Below are 15,647 nucleotides of genomic sequence, written 5' to 3'. Positions count from 1 at the left end.
TGAAGGATGCTGATTAAATCAGGCGTTTCAGCAGGTTTAAGGGAGGATAATCATGATACAGATGCTGACACTGGAAGAATGGGCTACGGAGAAATACAAAAGCAACCCTCCGAGCCTGTCAACTCTGAGACGTTACGCTAAACAACAGCTCTTTTTGCCACCGGCAAGCAAACAAGGCCGGTTCTGGCGCGTTCGTGAAGATGCTGAACTTGTCGGGGAATTAAGCATGCCCGAAGTGCGGAGGAATGATTCTCCCCTGTTACTGAGGATTCTTACCGATGGCTGCCAGACCCCGTAAAAATAATGTCAGCATCCCCAACCTTTACCCCCTTTATAGCCGTAAGGTGAACAAGGTCTACTGGCGATATAAACATCCGGTGACGGGTAAGTTCCACACCCTCGGCAGCAATGAAGATGAAGCAAAAGCGATAGCTATCGAAGCGAATATTCGCCTGGCAGAGCAGCGCAGCCGGCAAATCATGGCGCTCACGGACCGCATATCTTCAGTAAAGGGCCACGGTATCAGTGTCAACGGATGGATCACCCGCTATCGGCAAATCCAGGAAGATCGGCTGACCAGCGGTGATATAAAACCGAATACCTATAAACAGAAAACCAAACCCGTGGCCCTGCTTACTGAAAAGTGCGGACAGCAGGGGATTGCTGATGTTTCTGTAAGGGATATTGCGCAGATCCTTGATCAATACCAGTCACAGGGGCAGCACAGGATGGCCCAGGTCATAAGATCCGTTCTGATTGATGTTTTCAAAGAAGCACAACATGCCGGAGAAGCTCCGCCGGGACATAACCCTGCCCTCGCCACCAGACAGCCCAGAATAAAAGTTACCCGCCAGAGACTCAGCCTCGAAGAGTGGCATAAGATTTTTGCCATTGCTGATAGACAGCATAAATACATGGGTAACGCCATGCTATTGGCAGTGGTCACAGGCCAGAGGCTGGGCGATATTTCCGGAATGAAATTCAGTGATGTCTGGGATGGACACCTGCACGTTGTTCAGCAGAAAACGGGGACCAGGCTGGCTATCCCTGTCAGCTTACAATGCGATGCTTTAGGGGTGACTCTGGATGATGTTATCAGGCGCTGCAGAGATTACGCCGTCAGTCCGTTCCTGGTTCATTACTTCCGTACGACCTCACAATCAGAACGGGGAGCACAGGTCACACCGAATACCCTTACCACAAATTTCAGTAAGGCCAGGAATAAAGCCAATATTGACTGGGGTGCAGGAACGCCGGCTACCTTTCATGAACAGCGATCATTGTCAGAACGTCTGTATAAAGCTCAGGGGATAGATACTAAAAATCTGCTGGGTCATAAATCACAACAACAGACGGATAAATATCACGACGACCGGGGAAAAGAATGGATCACTATAGCGATTTAGGACCGGGTTTTGATAACTCATTTTGATAATATTTTGATAACCCTTAGCACGCTAATAAAAAACGGGCTCTTTTCAGAACCCGTGCTTATGTATCGGCGGTGCGGCCGGATTACATATGGCTGATGATCGCATCACCAAACTCTGAGGATTTCAGCAGCTTAGCGCCGTCCATCAGACGTTCGAAATCGTAGGTAACGGTTTTGGCCGCGATGGCTCCTTCCATACCTTTAATGATTAAATCAGCCGCTTCGGTCCAGCCCATGTGACGCAGCATCATCTCCGCGGAAAGGATCACTGAGCCAGGGTTCACTTTATCCTGACCGGCATATTTTGGTGCGGTTCCGTGGGTGGCTTCAAACAGTGCACATTCGTCACCGATGTTCGCTCCCGGAGCAATACCAATCCCGCCCACCTGTGCTGCCAGCGCATCTGAAATGTAGTCGCCGTTCAGGTTCATACAGGCAATCACATCATATTCTGCCGGACGCAGCAGGATCTGTTGCAGGAAGGCATCGGCGATAACGTCTTTGACAATAATGTCTTTGCCGGTATTTGGGTTCTTAAAGGTCATCCACGGGCCGCCATCCAGCAGTTCGCCACCGAATTCTTCTTTCACTAACTGGTAACCCCAGTCTTTGAAAGCACCTTCGGTGAATTTCATGATGTTGCCTTTGTGAACCAGCGTCAGTGAATCGCGGTTATTCGCAATGGTGTATTCCACCGCCGCGCGCACCAGTCGTTTGGTGCCTTCTTCAGAACACGGTTTGACCCCGATACCACACTGTTCAGGGAAACGGATCTTTTTCACTCCCATTTCTTCACGCAGGAAGTTGATCACTTTATTCGCTTCTGCACTGCCGGCTTTCCATTCGATACCGGCATAGATGTCTTCAGAGTTTTCACGGAAGATCACCATATCGGTATCTTCAGGGCGTTTTACCGGGCTTGGGGTCCCGCGGTAGTAGCGGACCGGACGCAGACAGATGTACAAATCGAGTTGCTGACGCAGTGCCACGTTCAGGGAGCGGATACCGCCACCCACAGGAGTGGTTAATGGACCTTTAATCGCAACGCGGTATTCTTTGATCAGATCCAGGGTTTCCTGCGGTAACCAGACATCCGGACCATACAGCTCAACGGATTTTTCACCGGTGTAGATTTCAAGCCAGGAGATCTTACGTTTGCCCTGGTAGGCTTTCTCTACCGCGGCATCAACGACTTTTAACATTACCGGAGAAACATCAACACCAATTCCGTCCCCTTCGATATAAGGGATCACCGGGTTTTCAGGAACAACCAGTTTACCCTGATCCAGGGTGATTTTCTGGCCTTCCGCCGGAATAACAACTTTGCTTTCCATCAACCTCTCCTTCGAGCGATTTTATGTTAATGATTTGTAATATGCCGGGCCATGGTACTGCAATTTTCCGGCAATAGCATGCAAAAAAACCGAACCTGTCGGACGCTTTCCTGTGTCACGCATACTAAGAGTATTACCCCAAAAAGTGGCCGCTGATAAGTCTTTTATTCACTGCGCTCCGGATTAACCTTTTCAATTTGTGATGTCTGCCGCGGAAATCCGGCTCAGGGTAACTGCCCGAAAAACCGGCAGTTATTGTCTGTTTCCCTGTCTCTGCGGCTTTCTGTTGCTGTCTGCCCCTGCAGTTCAGGGTATACTGGCGCGATGATCCTTAAGAAGTAAAATTATGCAAAATAAATCCCGACCCGCACGACGTCCCCGGCGCCCTGCTGCCGTGGTCAAAGAGTCTGCCCCCCGCAGAGTGATACTGTTTAACAAGCCCTTTGATGTCCTGCCGCAATTTACCGATGAAGGTGGCCGCCAGACATTAAAAGCTTTTATTCCCGTCACGGGCGTTTATGCTGCCGGCCGTCTGGACCGGGACAGCGAAGGGCTGTTACTGCTGACCAACGATGGCAAGCTGCAGGCCCGCATGACACAACCGGGTAAGCGCACCGCGAAAATTTACTACGTTCAGGTGGAAGGTGAACCTGATGAGGCTGCTCTGCAGCGTCTGCGCGACGGTGTGGTATTAAAAGATGGCCTGACGTTACCGGCCGGGGTCGAAAAAGTGCCTGAACCGGAATGGCTCTGGCCCCGTCAGCCACCGATACGTGAACGTAAATCTATCCCGACCCAATGGCTGAAAATTGTTCTCCATGAGGGACGTAACCGGCAGGTGCGAAGGATGACCGCGTTTATCGGCTTTCCGACCTTGCGATTGATCCGCTATGCCATCGGCAGTTATACCCTCGATAATCTCGGCAACGGTGACTGGCGTGATGTGACCCCTGCGGTGTAAGCTGGCCGTTCTGTCCGGCACAGATTGCCGGAGCCCGTCACCTTTCACCGGGGGTCATTATGTTCAGCCCGCATATCACCGTTGCCTGTCTGGTCCATGCCGAAGGTCGGTTGCTGGTCGTCGAGGAAGACATTAACGGCAAGCCAACGCTTAACCAGCCCGCCGGACACCTGGAAGCGGATGAAACTCTGCTCCAGGCAGCCCGCCGGGAACTGTATGAAGAGACCGGTCTGCAGGCGGAACCGCAATACTTTCTCGGCGTTCATCAATGGATTGCGCCGGATAACACCCCGTTTATCCGCTTCCTTTTTGGCCTCGACCTGCCCTTTTGTGCGGAAACCACCCCGCTGGACAGCGATATTACCCGCTGCCACTGGCTGTCGCCCGGGGACCTCCTGGAGGCAGAGAACCTGCGTTCGGTGCTGGTCGCAGAGAGTGTCCGCCTCTGGCAACAGGGCGAACGCTATCCGCTCAGCCTGGTCTGTGCGTTCAATTGGCCGTCCGCCGGGGATGCGTAACCGCAGGCATCATGGTAGAATGTGCCGCCAGTTTTTCTTAAATGTGTCTTGTGTGAGTAGGTCATGTCTGACAATAGTCAAAAAAAAGTAATCGTCGGGATGTCCGGCGGCGTTGATTCCTCTGTTTCTGCCTGGTTACTGCTGCAGCAAGGCTACCAGGTTGAAGGCCTGTTCATGAAGAACTGGGAAGAAGATGACGGAGAAGAGTACTGTACCGCAGCCGACGATCTGGCTGACGCACAAGCGGTTTGCGATAAACTGGGTATCCGGCTGCATAAAATTAATTTTGCCGCTGAATACTGGGACAATGTGTTTGAACATTTCCTGGAAGAATATAAGGCCGGCCGGACTCCGAACCCCGATATCCTCTGCAACAAAGAGATCAAATTCAAAGCGTTTCTGGAATTTGCCGCCGAAGATCTGGGTGCCGATCTGATAGCGACCGGACACTATGTCCGTCGTCAGGATAAAGACGGTAAAAGCCAGTTACTGCGTGGCCTGGACAGCAATAAAGACCAGAGCTATTTCCTGTATACCTTAAGCCACCAGCAGGTTGCTCAAAGCCTGTTCCCGGTCGGCGAACTGGAAAAACCGGAAGTCCGCCGTATTGCGGAGGAACTGGATCTGATCACGGCACGTAAAAAAGATTCCACCGGTATCTGCTTTATCGGTGAGCGCAAATTTCGCGACTTTCTGGCCCGCTACCTCCCGGCACAGCCAGGCGTGATTGAGAGCACCGACGGACAGGTATTAGGCGAACACCAGGGGCTGATGTACCACACCCTGGGGCAGCGTAAAGGGCTGGGGATCGGTGGCCTGAAAGACAGTAATGATAATCCGTGGTATGTGGTGGATAAAGATGTTGCCGGTAACCGTCTTATCATTGCCCAGGGCGCTGAACATCCGCGTCTGATGTCTGTGGGCCTGATTGCACAGCAACTGGACTGGGTAGACCGTCAGCCGGTGACCGAACCGCTGCGTTGCACCGTGAAAACCCGTTACCGCCAGACCGATATTCCTTGTACCGTCACCCCGCTGTCCGATGACAGAATCGAGGTGCGTTTCGATGCGCCTGTTGCCGCGGTTACCCCGGGTCAGTCCGCAGTCTTTTATCTGGGCGACGTCTGTCTGGGTGGAGGCGTTATCGAACAACGCCTGCCGCTACCGATAGCGCAATAGCCTCCGGAGGCGCAGTGGCGAAAAATATATATGATATTACCCTGGCTCTGGCCGGGGTTTGTCAGGCAGCCCATCTGGCACAGCAGCTGGCGCATCAGGGTCATTGCCCGCAGGATGTTTATGAGGTTTCCCTCCGCAGTCTGCTGGATCTGAATCCGGCAGACACGCTGGCCGTGTATGGCAAAGACGAGTCTAACCTGCGTTTCGGGCTGGAATCCTTAATCGCCGTGCTTCATAATCCCTCCCGTCAGGGCGCTGGCGCCGAAATTACCCGTTATACCCTCAGTCTGCTGATGCTGGAGCGCAAGCTGCACAAAAACAGCAAAGCGATGACAGCGCTGAGCGAACGTATCGCCAATCTCGACCGGCAATTACAGTTTTATGAACTGGACTCAGAGACGATCACCGCGGCCATCGCCGGGATTTATGTGGATGTGATAAGCCCTGTGGGACCGCGGATCCAGGTCACCGGTTCGTCGGCTATTCTGCAGAACCCGCTGGTGCAGAGTAAAATCCGCGCCACCCTGCTTACCGGCATCCGTGCCGCCGTGCTCTGGCAGCAGGTGGGTGGCGGACGACTGCATCTGATGTTCAGCCGGTCACGCATCGTGGACGAAGCAAAACTAATTTTATCCCGTTTGTCGCCCGGCGTTTAACGGCGACAGCCTTACTGCTTTTACAATGATTCAGGAGTTGCACTGATGGAATTATCTGCACTGACCGCCGTTTCCCCGATAGACGGACGCTATGGGGAAAAAGTCAGCCCGCTGCGCGCAATTTTCAGTGAATTTGGGTTACTGAAATTCCGTGTTCAGGTTGAAGTTCGCTGGTTACAAAAACTGGCCTCAACCGCAGAAATCAGGGAAGTTCCTGCATTTGACGCCAACGCAAACGCTTTCCTTGACCAGATTGTCGACAATTTCAGCGAAGAAGATGCGGCGCGCATCAAAACCATTGAGCGCACCACTAACCACGATGTCAAAGCCGTCGAATATTTTCTGAAAGAAAAAGTCGAAGCGGTCCCTGCCCTGCATGCTGTTTCTGAATTTATTCACTTCGCCTGCACCTCTGAAGATATCAATAACCTGTCTCACGCCCTGATGCTGGAAACGGCACGCCGGGAAGTGATCCTGCCATACTGGAAGAAACTGACGCAGGCTATCGAAGGTCTGGCCGAAGAATACCGTGAACTGCCGCTGCTTTCCCGGACTCATGGTCAGCCAGCCTCTCCGTCGACGATGGGGAAAGAGATGGCGAACGTGGCTTACCGTATGGCCCGCCAGGTACGCCAGCTGGAGCAGGTGGAAATCCTGGGTAAAATCAACGGTGCCGTAGGTAACTACAATGCGCACCTGGCCGCTTACCCGGAAGTGGACTGGCATCGTCTGAGCGAAGAGTTTGTGACCTCTCTGGGGGTCCGCTGGAACCCTTACACCACACAGATCGAACCGCATGATTACATCGCTGAGCTGTTTGATTGTGTGGCACGATTCAACACCATTCTGATCGATTTCGACCGTGATATCTGGGGTTATGTCGCGCTGAATCACTTCAAACAGAAAACGATCGCCGGTGAGATCGGGTCTTCCACCATGCCGCACAAAGTGAACCCGATCGATTTCGAAAACTCAGAAGGTAACCTGGGCCTGTCCAATGCGGTATTACAGCATCTGGCGGCGAAGCTGCCGGTCTCCCGCTGGCAGCGTGACCTGACCGACTCAACCGTATTACGTAACCTGGGTGTCGGTATCGGCTATGCAGTCATCGCCTATCAGTCCACGCTGAAGGGTATTTCCAAACTGGAAGTGAATGCCGACCGCCTGCTGGAAGAGCTGGACCGCAACTGGGAAGTGCTGGCAGAACCGGTACAGACCGTGATGCGCCGTTACGGCATCGAAAAGCCGTACGAAAAACTGAAAGAGCTGACCCGTGGCCGTCGCGTGGACGCTAAAGGCATGCAGGAATTTATTGATAACCTGCCGCTGCCGGAAGACGAAAAAACCCGTCTGAAAGCCATGACGCCAGCTAACTACATCGGCCATGCCGTGAAACTGGTTGATGATCTGAAATAAGTCTGCCACGCAGACCGGGTTTCCGGTCTGCGTTAATCCCCTGTTTACTTCATTTCACGTATACTCCCCCCATAGTTTTTACTGCCTGCCTTTGAGGTTGTTATTATGCGTGTGCTGGTTATTGAAGATAATGCGTTACTACGTCATCACCTGGCTGTACAGCTACGGGATATGGGCCACCAGGTGGATGTGGCGGAAGATGCCCGTGAAGCCGATTATTTTCTGACAGAACATGAACCCGATGTGGCATTAATCGACCTCGGCCTGCCCGGTGAAGACGGGATGAGCCTTATCCGGCGCTGGCGGACGCAGGCGGTGAAACAGCCCATCCTGGTACTGACCGCCCGGGAAGGCTGGCAGGCCAAAGTGGAAGCCCTGGAAGCCGGTGCGGATGATTACGTCACCAAACCCTTTCATATTGAGGAAGTCGCTGCCCGCCTGCAGGCACTGATGCGTCGTAACAGTGGTCATGCTTCACAACTGATAGAATACGGCCCGTTTCAGGTCGATTTATCCCGCAAGGAACTCACCATCGCCGGTCAGGCCGTACGGCTGACGGTGTTCGAATATACCATCGTCGAAACGCTTATCCGTAACGCCGGAAAGGTGGTCAGTAAAGAATCGCTGATGCTGCAACTCTATCCGGATGCCGAGCTGCGGGAAAGCCATACCATCGATGTGCTGATGGGCCGCCTGCGTAAGAAAATCCAGCAGCTTCACGCAGGAGAAGTGATCACCACCGTCCGCAGTCAGGGCTACCGCTTTGAGTGCCGGTAAACACTGGCTGCCGTGGCCGTCGCGTCGGGGGCCGCTTTCACTGCGGGTCCGTTTTTTGCTGGCGGCGTCTGTCCTCGTGCTGTTCCTCTCTCTGTCTTACGGTGTGGTGGCGGTGTTCGGTTATGCCATCGGTTTTGATAACAATACCTACCGTGTGATGCGTGGTGAAAGTAACCTGTTTTTCACACTGGCACAGTGGCAGGATAATAAGCTGACCATCGCCAAACCCGAGCGTATCAAACTGAATTTTCCGACGCTGGTGTTTATCTATGATGAGCACGGGCGTCTGTTATGGCAGCTTCGCGATGTGCCGGAAATCCGTTCTGAGATCCGTCCCGGCTGGCTGATGAAGAGTGATTTCTACGAAATAGATACCAATAACCGCACCAGTCTGGAAGCCATCGGGGATAACCGCGAAGCCAGACAGAAAATGAGCCAGCTCGACAGCGACGATACCTTTACCCACTCCGTGGCGGTCAGCCGGTACGATGCCACACCCAGTTTGCCGGCCCTGACTATCGTAGTGGTAGACTCTATCCCCCAGGAACTGCAGCATTCCAATGTGGTGTGGATGTGGTTCAGTTATGTGCTGGCGGCCAATTTACTGTTAGTGATCCCCTTACTGTGGCTGGCGGCACGCTGGAGCCTGCGGCCTATCGGTCATCTGGCCGCCCAGATCCATGAACTGGAAACCAGTCAGCGGGAAAGCCTCGACCCGACGACGCCACAGGAACTGCGCAGTCTGGTTCGTAACCTTAATCTGCTGCTGAATAATGAACGTCAGCAGGGAATGCGCTACCACAATACGTTATCGGACCTGACCCACAGCCTGAAAACACCGCTGGCTGTCCTGCAGAGTACGCTGCGTTCTTTGCGCGGCGGCGCGGCTATCAGTGTTGAGGAAGCCGAACCGGTGATGCTGGAGCAAATCAGCCGTATCTCACAGCAAATCGGTTATTATCTGCACCGCGCCAGCCTGCAGGCAGACCATAATCCGCTACAGCGCGACCTGCACTCGGTACCGGCGCTCTCGGACAGTCTCTGTTCTGCCTTAAATAAGGTCTATAAACGTAAAGGGGTCGACCTGACGCTGGATATCTCCCCGGAGATCACTTTCTGCGGTGACCAGAATGACTTTATGGAGGTCATGGGGAATCTGCTGGATAACGCCTGTAAGTATTGCCTGGAGTTTATCGAGATCACGGCCCGGCAGACCGATACCGCACTGCATCTGTTTATCGATGATGATGGCCCCGGTATCCCGGACAGTAAACGTTACCTGATTTTCCAGCGCGGTCAGCGGGCGGATACACTGCGGCCGGGTCAGGGGATCGGTCTGGCGGTTGCCAGGGAGATCGTCGAACGCTATCAGGGCGATATTATTGCCCATAGCAGCCCGCTCGGCGGTACACGGATGGAAGTGATTTTCCGGCTCCAGCAGATGTAAATTGGCCGGACGCAACCGGCTGCGGGCTGATATACTGGCGCGATTACTTCAGAACAACAGAAGGCGTCTATGGACTACCCACTTTCAATTAACTGGCCGGAATTTCTGGCGACCTACTGGCAGAAAAAACCGGTCGTTATCCGCCAGGGCTTCGCCGGGTTTACCGACCCGATCACCCCCGACGAACTGGCCGGTCTGGCGATGGAAAACGAAACCGACAGCCGGCTGGTCAGTCAGCAAGGCGACAAATGGCAGGTCAGCCACGGCCCGTTTGAAAGTTTTGATCATCTGGGAGAAACTCACTGGTCGTTACTGGTTCAGGCGGTCGACCACTGGCATGCGCCGTCTGCCGCGCTGATGGCCCCTTTCCGTGCCTTATCTGACTGGCGGATGGATGACCTGATGGTCTCTTTTTCTGTGCCCGGGGGCGGCGTAGGCCCGCACCTGGACCAGTATGATGTGTTTATCATTCAGGGTAGCGGCCGGCGTCGCTGGCGGGTCGGGAATAATGTCCGGATGGAGCAGCATTGCCCTCACCCTGATTTATTACAGGTGAAACCCTTCGATGCCATTATCGATGAAGTGCTGGAGCCCGGTGATATCGTTTATATCCCGCCAGGATTTCCGCATGACGGCTATTCACTGGAGAATTCACTGAACTACTCCGTCGGATTCCGCGCGCCCTCCGGTAAAGAACTGCTGAGCAGCTTTGCCGACTATATGCTGGCGAATGAACTGGGCACACACCGGTACAGTGATCCGGACCTGCCACTGCGCGAGCACCCTTCGCAGATCCTGAGCGGTGAAACCGATCGCATTCGTCAGATGATGACGGACCTGATTAATGAACCGGCGACGTTCAGTCAGTGGTTCGGTGAGTTTATTTCCCAGTCACGTCATGAACTGGATGTGGCCCCGCCGGAACCCCCCTATCAGCCGGACGAAGTGCTGGAGGCCCTTCAGCAGGGGGAACCGCTCACCCGTCTGGGTGGATTACGGGTATTACAGTGCAATGATACCGTCTTTATTAATGGTGAGAGCCTGACCAGTGCCTGGCCTGATGCCCTGCATGCACTGGCCAATAAGCCCTCGCTGGAAGCGGCTGACTTTGCGGATGCCCTGGATGACCCCGCGTTCCTGAGCCAGCTGGCCGGCCTGATCAATTGCGGCTACTGGTATTTTGGTGACGGGGAAGAATAATCCCGCCCGCAAGCCGCAACGGCCACTTTACCGGCTGTTGCGGCGATCAGTGGCCTTCGCAGGCCAGCTCCGCGATACCGGCAATTAACTCCACGCTCTGTTCCATCATATCCAGCGATGCAAACTCATATTTACTGTGAAAGTTAAATCCCCCGGTAAACAGATTCGGGCACGGTAATCCCCGCCAGCTAAGGAATGCACCGTCTGTTCCGCCACGGATGGGTCTGATTTTCGGGCGGATCCCATTTTTTTCCATCGCACGCAGCACCAGCTCGATGACCTGCGGATGGGCCTCAATCTGGCTGCGCATATTGCGGTAGCTCTCATGAAAGGTGACCGACACGGTCGCTTTTCCACCGAAGGCCTGATTCATCTCTCCGGCGATCGTTTCCAGTGTCTGACGGCGTCCCGCGAAGGCCTTCCCGTCAAAATCGCGGATCAGATAATGCATTTCGGCTTTTAACGCATTCCCTTTCACAGAGTTCAGATGCCAGAAGCCCTGATGCCCTTCTGTTGCTTCCGGCTTCTCATTTTCCGGTAACTGACCATGGAACGCCCAGGCCAGCTCCAGCGCATTGATAAGTTTATCTTTAGCATACCCGGTGTGTGCACTCTGTCCGCAGATCCGGATAACGGCATCCCCGGCGTTAAAGTTTTCGTATTCAAATTCACCCGAACCGCCGCCATCGACGGTATAGGCCCAGTCGGCACCGAATGCCTGGATATCAAATAACGGTGCCCCCGCCCCGGTTTCTTCGTCAGGGGTGAATGCCACCCGGATTTTCCCGTGAGGCCGTGTTTTCAGCCTGGCCAGTGCCGTCATAATAGCCGCAATCCCGGCTTTATCGTCGGCACCCAGCAGGGTTTTTCCGTCGGTCGTGATCAGTGTATGACCATGCAGTTCATGTAATACCGGCATCGCTACCGGCGACAACACCTCATCGCCGATCCCCAACGCAATATCACCGCCGCGATAATTTTCCACCAGCTGGGGATGGACATGCTTGCCGGTAAAATCCGGTGCGGTATCCAGGTGCGCGATAAACCCGATCACCGGGGCTTTCGCCGTGGTATTGGCCGGCAGCGTTGCCATCAGGCAGCAATGGTCACTTAAGCTGATATCGACACACCCCAGCGACTCAAGCTGTGCTTTGAGTACCGAGGCCAGCAGCCACTGCCCTTCACTGCTGGGGACCTGCACGGCACGGCATTGTATTTTCGATTGTGTATCTATCTGAACATATTGTAAAAATCTCTCCAGTAATTGGTCCATAGTACCCTCCTCTTAAACCCGAAAGGTATTATTGCCCCCGCGACAGGGTTTTATTTTGTCCAGGGTCATAAAGCGTTCGGTTATTATTTTTAATTAGTTCTTTCCGGTCATTGTTAGCAGACTGCCGCCGGACCCGGGGTTTCCGCTGCGCCCCTGACGGGCAGATGCGCTGGCGACGGCCTGTTTCACTGGCAATCGGGGATAATTCAGGTATCATCCCGCGCTTAATTGTGGCAAGCCAGCCGGGCTGGTTTCGCTTATCTGCTCTCATTTCAACTGAGTGACTAAAATGACGCAAACATGCGCGCAACAGGCGCTGGTTACGCTTTCTGGCATCAGTAAAGCATTTGACGGAAAGTCAGTGATTTCTGACTTCGACCTCACCATCGGACATGGCGAGTTTGTGACCCTGCTGGGGCCTTCCGGCTGCGGTAAAACGACCATCCTGCGGCTGATTGCCGGACTGGAAAACGCAGATCAGGGGCAGGTCACTCTGGATGGCCAGGATATTACTCATCTGCCGGCCGAAAAGCGCCATATCAATACCGTATTTCAGAGCTATGCCCTGTTCCCGCATATGAACGTGTTTGATAACGTGGCGTTTGGTTTACGGATGCAGAAAACCCCTGCCGCCGAAATTACCCCGCGGGTTAACGAAGCCCTGGCGATGGTGCGCTTGCAGGAGTTTGCTGACCGTAAACCGTCGCAGCTCTCCGGTGGCCAGCAGCAACGTGTAGCGATCGCCCGTGCCGTGGTTAACCGCCCCAAAGTCCTGTTACTGGATGAATCCCTGTCGGCGCTCGATTACAAGTTACGTAAGCAGATGCAGAACGAGCTGAAAGCATTACAGCGTAAACTGGGGATTACCTTTATTTTCGTGACCCATGATCAGGAAGAAGCCCTGACCATGTCGGACCGGATAGTGGTCCTCAGGGACGGTAATATTGAGCAGGATGGCTCACCGCGGGCTATCTACGAGGAGCCGGCCAATCTGTTTGTCGCCCGCTTTATCGGGGAAATTAACCTGTTTGATGGCCGGGTGATCCGCACCGGGCCGGACGGCGCGACTCAGGTTGAGATCAGTGGTTACGAATATCAGGTACAGTGTCCGTTCCCGGTCAGCGCCGGAGATCGCGTCAATGTGCTGCTACGTCCGGAAGATTTGCGCATCGATGAAGTGCGTAATGCCGGCAGTGCTCAGGGGCTGACCGGATATATCCGTGAACGGAATTATAAAGGCAGCACCCTTGAGTCGGTGGTGGAACTGGATAATGGCCAGAACATTACCGTGAGTGAATTCTTTAACGAAGATGACCCTGACTTCGATTATCTGCTTAATCAGAAAGTGACCGTGAGCTGGGTCGATCACTGGGAGGTTGTATTGCCCTATGAAGCTGATGCGTAATCGCTTTCAGACTGTCGTTGTTACGGTGATCACCGGCTGGCTGGTGCTGTTTGTGCTGGCCCCGAACCTGATGATCCTGCTGGCCAGTTTTCTGACCCGCGATGACAACAATTTCATCCGCATGGTATTTACGCTGAGTAATTATCGCCGGCTGGCGGATCCGCTGTACATCGATGTCCTGGTGCATTCCCTGAATATGGCTTTTATTGCGACCGTCTGCTGTCTGCTGCTGGGTTACCCGTTTGCCTGGTGCCTGAGCAGTTTGCCGGCACGCTGGCGTCCGGTGATGCTGTTTTTACTGATCCTGCCCTTCTGGACGAACTCGCTGATCCGTATCTATGCGCTGAAAATTTTTCTCAGCGTCCGGGGCTGGCTGAATAATTTCCTGCTCTGGGCCGGGGTGATCGACCATCCGCTACGGATTATGTATACCCCCGAGGCGGTGATCCTGGGGCTGGTCTATATTCTGCTGCCATTTATGGTGATGCCGCTTTACTCCAGTCTGGAGAAGCTGGATAAGCCTTGTCTGGAAGCGGCCCGGGATCTGGGTGCCGGCAGGCTGCAGACGTTTATGCGGATAATTCTGCCGCTGACCATGCCGGGCGTGATTGCCGGGTGTCTGCTGGTATTTATCCCGGCGATGGGGATGTTTTATGTGTCCGACCTGATGGGCGGAGCCAGAAACCTGCTGATCGGTAATGTCATTAAAACCCAGTTCTTATCGCTCAGAGACTGGCCTGCAGGGTCCGCCACCAGCATCATTATGACGGCACTGATGGGGCTGATGTTACTTCTCTACTGGCGCTCGGCGAAGGCGATGAACAAAAAGATTATCGGGATTAACCGATAATTCCGGCCTCAGTGGCATGGGGAGGTCCGGAGATACCGGCCTCCCCTTTTGTTTGTCTGCATCCTCGGGCCTCTGCCGGGAGCGCACTGTCTGAGCGTCCTTTGACGCCTCTGCCCGTTTCAGCGTCAGAAGCAGGGCCGGTGGCGATGGGTAATAGAATGCTGGCGTGAGTTGTCCTGCGGCCTCTGCCGTGTACAACGCGGCCCGGCAGGCGGTGTTCATCAGTTAACTGCCGCTACTGATCGTGCTTTCGGATAAAATCGTGTAGAATGCGCGGCCTTATCAACTAACAGATGAATATACGCACTGTATCGAGGCAGGTGAGGCGAATACACGAGTGGTCAAAAATAACCTAACTTCGGGGCTTTTTCCCCGCCATCTCCCGGCTGAAACGGTCTTACGAGGGGGCTTCTTATGCTAATGCGCTGGCTTCGTAACGGCTTTATGTCGATCATTTACGCCTGGTTTTATATCCCGATAGCGATCCTGGTCATCAATTCATTTAATCAGTCGCGTTTTGGCATCAACTGGCAGGGCTGGACGACGAACTGGTACAACGTGCTGCTGAATAACTACAGTCTGTTACAGGCTGCCAGACACTCGTTACTGCTCGGCGTGACTTCTGCCACCTGTGCGACATTGCTGGGCAGTATGACAGCCGTCGCCCTGTACCACTATCGGTTCCGCGGTAAGCCACTGGTGAACGGCATGCTGTTTGTGGTGATGATGTCACCGGACATCGTGATGGCCATCTCCCTGCTGGTGTTATTTATGCTGCTGGGAATTTCGCTCGGTTTCTGGACGCTGCTGATTGCCCACATTACCTTCTGTCTGCCATTTGTAGTGATCACCGTCTTTTCGCGGTTACAGGGTTTTGATATTCGTATGCTCGAAGCCGCCAAAGATCTGGGGGCGAATGAACTCACCACCCTGCGTCGGATTATTTTTCCGCTGGCACTTCCGGCCATAGCGGCGGGCTGGCTGCTGAGCTTTACCCTGTCGATGGACGATGTTGTGGTCTCCTCCTTTGTGACCGGACCCACCTTCGAGATCCTGCCGCTGAAGATCTATTCGATGGTGAAGGTCGGGGTTTCTCCGGAAGTGAATGCACTGGCGACCTTACTGCTCTGCCTGTCACTGATTCTGGTGGCCTGCAGTCAGTGGCTGACACGTGATAAACATTAAAAGTTACCGAGGAT

General features: G+C 53.9%; 15 protein-coding genes. 13 read left to right on the top strand and 2 right to left on the bottom strand.

The features are described 5' to 3' along the window. The first annotated feature begins 52 nt into the window (after nt 1–52). Both JK223_RS00740 and JK223_RS00735 read left to right on the top strand, forming a co-directional pair. Nucleotides 53–298 carry an excisionase gene (locus tag JK223_RS00740; protein ID WP_029989306.1) on the top strand — a complete coding sequence of 82 codons (246 nt, stop codon included), beginning with the start codon at nt 53–55 and terminating at the stop codon, nt 296–298. Then, entirely contained in the window at nt 279–1,406 is a 1,128-nt protein-coding gene (locus tag JK223_RS00735; RefSeq protein ID WP_212712308.1) for a phage integrase Arm DNA-binding domain-containing protein, read from the top strand. The genes JK223_RS00740 and JK223_RS00735 overlap by 20 nt, the downstream gene beginning before the upstream one ends. Before the next feature lie 109 nt (nt 1,407–1,515). On the opposite strand, the gene icd is transcribed toward JK223_RS00735, so the two are convergent. Then, a complete protein-coding gene (gene icd / locus JK223_RS00730; protein ID WP_212712307.1) occupies nt 1,516–2,766 on the bottom strand; it encodes an NADP-dependent isocitrate dehydrogenase in 1,251 nt (416 codons plus the stop codon). A gap of 346 nt (nt 2,767–3,112) precedes the next feature. Between icd and rluE the strand changes: the two genes are divergently transcribed. The 8 genes from rluE (at nt 3,113) to JK223_RS00690 (ending at nt 10,920) form a co-directional block, all read left to right on the top strand. Next, on the top strand, nt 3,113–3,727 hold the full coding sequence (gene rluE, locus JK223_RS00725; protein WP_212712306.1) for a 23S rRNA pseudouridine(2457) synthase RluE: 615 nt from the start codon (nt 3,113–3,115) through the stop codon (nt 3,725–3,727). 59 nt (nt 3,728–3,786) lie between these two features. Further along, nucleotides 3,787–4,245, top strand: coding sequence for an NUDIX domain-containing protein (locus JK223_RS00720; protein ID WP_212712305.1), 459 nt, complete (start codon nt 3,787–3,789; stop codon nt 4,243–4,245). A gap of 63 nt (nt 4,246–4,308) precedes the next feature. After that, nucleotides 4,309–5,424 (top strand): tRNA 2-thiouridine(34) synthase MnmA, encoded by a 1,116-nt coding sequence (gene mnmA, locus JK223_RS00715; protein ID WP_212712304.1) that lies wholly within the window; start codon nt 4,309–4,311, stop codon nt 5,422–5,424. 14 nt (nt 5,425–5,438) lie between these two features. Then, a complete protein-coding gene (gene hflD / locus JK223_RS00710) occupies nt 5,439–6,080 on the top strand; it encodes a high frequency lysogenization protein HflD (protein WP_212712303.1) in 642 nt (213 codons plus the stop codon). Nucleotides 6,081–6,125: 45 nt separating this feature from the next. Beyond that, a complete protein-coding gene (gene purB, locus JK223_RS00705; RefSeq protein WP_212712302.1) occupies nt 6,126–7,496 on the top strand; it encodes an adenylosuccinate lyase in 1,371 nt (456 codons plus the stop codon). Between the two features lie 105 nt (nt 7,497–7,601). Then, on the top strand, nt 7,602–8,273 hold the full coding sequence (gene phoP / locus JK223_RS00700) for a two-component system response regulator PhoP (protein ID WP_212712301.1): 672 nt from the start codon (nt 7,602–7,604) through the stop codon (nt 8,271–8,273). Beyond that, nucleotides 8,260–9,720 (top strand): two-component system sensor histidine kinase PhoQ, encoded by a 1,461-nt coding sequence (gene phoQ / locus JK223_RS00695; RefSeq protein WP_371813005.1) that lies wholly within the window; start codon nt 8,260–8,262, stop codon nt 9,718–9,720. Before phoP ends, phoQ begins: the two co-directional genes overlap by 14 nt. Nucleotides 9,721–9,789: 69 nt before the next feature. Further along, on the top strand, nt 9,790–10,920 hold the full coding sequence (locus tag JK223_RS00690; protein WP_212712300.1) for a cupin domain-containing protein: 1,131 nt from the start codon (nt 9,790–9,792) through the stop codon (nt 10,918–10,920). Between the two features lie 46 nt (nt 10,921–10,966). Here JK223_RS00690 and pepT read toward each other — a convergent pair whose 3' ends face one another. Beyond that, nucleotides 10,967–12,193 (bottom strand): peptidase T, encoded by a 1,227-nt coding sequence (pepT, locus tag JK223_RS00685; RefSeq protein ID WP_212712299.1) that lies wholly within the window; start codon nt 12,191–12,193, stop codon nt 10,967–10,969. 289 nt (nt 12,194–12,482) lie between these two features. On the opposite strand from pepT, the gene potA reads away from it, so the two are divergent. From potA to potC, 3 genes are all read left to right on the top strand, one after another. After that, on the top strand, nt 12,483–13,598 hold the full coding sequence (potA, locus tag JK223_RS00680) for a spermidine/putrescine ABC transporter ATP-binding protein PotA (RefSeq protein WP_212712298.1): 1,116 nt from the start codon (nt 12,483–12,485) through the stop codon (nt 13,596–13,598). After that, nucleotides 13,582–14,448: a spermidine/putrescine ABC transporter permease PotB gene (gene potB, locus JK223_RS00675; protein ID WP_212712297.1), complete on the top strand. Its 867-nt coding sequence runs from the start codon at nt 13,582–13,584 to the stop codon at nt 14,446–14,448. Before potA ends, potB begins: the two co-directional genes overlap by 17 nt. Nucleotides 14,449–14,862: 414 nt before the next feature. Next, on the top strand, nt 14,863–15,633 hold the full coding sequence (potC, locus tag JK223_RS00670) for a spermidine/putrescine ABC transporter permease PotC (protein WP_212712296.1): 771 nt from the start codon (nt 14,863–14,865) through the stop codon (nt 15,631–15,633). Nucleotides 15,634–15,647 lie beyond the last annotated feature (14 nt).

Origin of the sequence: Tatumella sp. JGM118, from assembly GCF_018257515.1 — a bacterium.
In the GTDB taxonomy this organism is placed as follows: Bacteria; Pseudomonadota; Gammaproteobacteria; order Enterobacterales; family Enterobacteriaceae; genus Tatumella; species Tatumella terrea.
Note: the sequence above shows the minus strand (reverse complement) of the source record. Positions and strands in the feature narration are given on the sequence as shown.

What these genes read in the sequence shown, in the direction of transcription:
- JK223_RS00740 (WP_029989306.1), top strand. Translation starts at nt 53, where the DNA reads ATGATACAGATGCTGACACTGGAAGAATGGGCTACGGAGAAATACAAA.
- JK223_RS00735 (WP_212712308.1), top strand. Translation starts at nt 279, where the DNA reads ATGGCTGCCAGACCCCGTAAAAATAATGTCAGCATCCCCAACCTTTAC.
- icd (WP_212712307.1), bottom strand. Translation starts at nt 2,766, where the DNA reads ATGGAAAGCAAAGTTGTTATTCCGGCGGAAGGCCAGAAAATCACCCTG.
- rluE (WP_212712306.1), top strand. Translation starts at nt 3,113, where the DNA reads ATGCAAAATAAATCCCGACCCGCACGACGTCCCCGGCGCCCTGCTGCC.
- JK223_RS00720 (WP_212712305.1), top strand. Translation starts at nt 3,787, where the DNA reads ATGTTCAGCCCGCATATCACCGTTGCCTGTCTGGTCCATGCCGAAGGT.
- mnmA (WP_212712304.1), top strand. Translation starts at nt 4,309, where the DNA reads ATGTCTGACAATAGTCAAAAAAAAGTAATCGTCGGGATGTCCGGCGGC.
- purB (WP_212712302.1), top strand. Translation starts at nt 6,126, where the DNA reads ATGGAATTATCTGCACTGACCGCCGTTTCCCCGATAGACGGACGCTAT.
- phoP (WP_212712301.1), top strand. Translation starts at nt 7,602, where the DNA reads ATGCGTGTGCTGGTTATTGAAGATAATGCGTTACTACGTCATCACCTG.
- JK223_RS00690 (WP_212712300.1), top strand. Translation starts at nt 9,790, where the DNA reads ATGGACTACCCACTTTCAATTAACTGGCCGGAATTTCTGGCGACCTAC.
- pepT (WP_212712299.1), bottom strand. Translation starts at nt 12,193, where the DNA reads ATGGACCAATTACTGGAGAGATTTTTACAATATGTTCAGATAGATACA.
- potA (WP_212712298.1), top strand. Translation starts at nt 12,483, where the DNA reads ATGACGCAAACATGCGCGCAACAGGCGCTGGTTACGCTTTCTGGCATC.
- potB (WP_212712297.1), top strand. Translation starts at nt 13,582, where the DNA reads ATGAAGCTGATGCGTAATCGCTTTCAGACTGTCGTTGTTACGGTGATC.
- potC (WP_212712296.1), top strand. Translation starts at nt 14,863, where the DNA reads ATGCTAATGCGCTGGCTTCGTAACGGCTTTATGTCGATCATTTACGCC.